1 protein-coding gene is annotated in these 870 nt (G+C 66.0%); it reads left to right on the top strand.

What is annotated here, in order from left to right; all coding sequences use genetic code 11:
• Positions 1-17: 17 nt before the first annotated feature.
• Positions 18-870 (top strand): FtsX-like permease family protein (locus AC1DVR_RS23650; RefSeq protein WP_478003071.1); only part of this gene is annotated, 853 nt, incomplete at its 3' end.

Genomic DNA, 870 nt, shown 5'->3' with positions numbered 1-870 from the left:
TGGCAGGTCAGGCTTTGGTGTCAGACACAATCGCCGCCCGTCTTGATGCGGTGCGCGGCGATGCGCTTTATGCAGCGGTGCTGTTCTTGTTCCTTGGGCTGCCGGGTGCGGCCCTTGGGGCTGCGCTGACCCTTGCCATCACGGCCAGCGGTGCCGCCCACAGGCGGATCGAGCAAGCCTTGCTGCGGGTACGCGGTGCGAGTGCGCGGCGCATCACGGGGCTGGCAGCGGTTGAGGCCGTTCTGGTCAGCGCCGGGGGAATTGTCGTAGGTCTGCTGGCTGCGGCGGGTCTGGCACGGCTTGGCTTGGCCGAATGGGGCGACGCCAGTGCGTTGGGCGTGATCGCGAGTGGGGCCTCTTTGGTCGGGCTGGTCCTGGGCCTGACCGCCATTTTGCTTCCCGCTTGGCGACAGGCGCAGGGCCAAACCGTGACAGCTTCGCGTCAATCCGTTGGCCGCAAGGGCCCGCCCATGTGGCAACGGCTGTGGCTGGATGCGGTTCTGTTGGCTGTCGCCGCAGGGCTCTTCTGGCAAAGTGCCAGCACCGGCTATGAGATTGTGCTGGCGTCCGAAGGGGTTGCGGCAACCTCAGTCGACTATAAAGCTTTTCTGGCGCCGGCGCTGTTCTGGGTCGGATCAGGGCTGCTGGTGGTGCGGATCATCGTCAGCATTATAGGCGCAAGCGGTCTGATGCGCCGCTTGTTGGCGCCCATCGCCGGGCGGCTGGCCCCCGTGGTGGCGGCCTCACTGGCCACACAGGCCAGACGGATCACCCTTGGTGTGGCGATGACAGCCCTTGCAGTATCGTTCGGGACCTCAACCGCGATCTTCAACGCCACCTATCAGGCGCAGGCGCGGGTCGATGCCATGC

The organism is Rhodobacter sp. P2_H5, from assembly GCF_056403335.1.
Note: the sequence above shows the minus strand (reverse complement) of the source record. Positions and strands in the feature narration are given on the sequence as shown.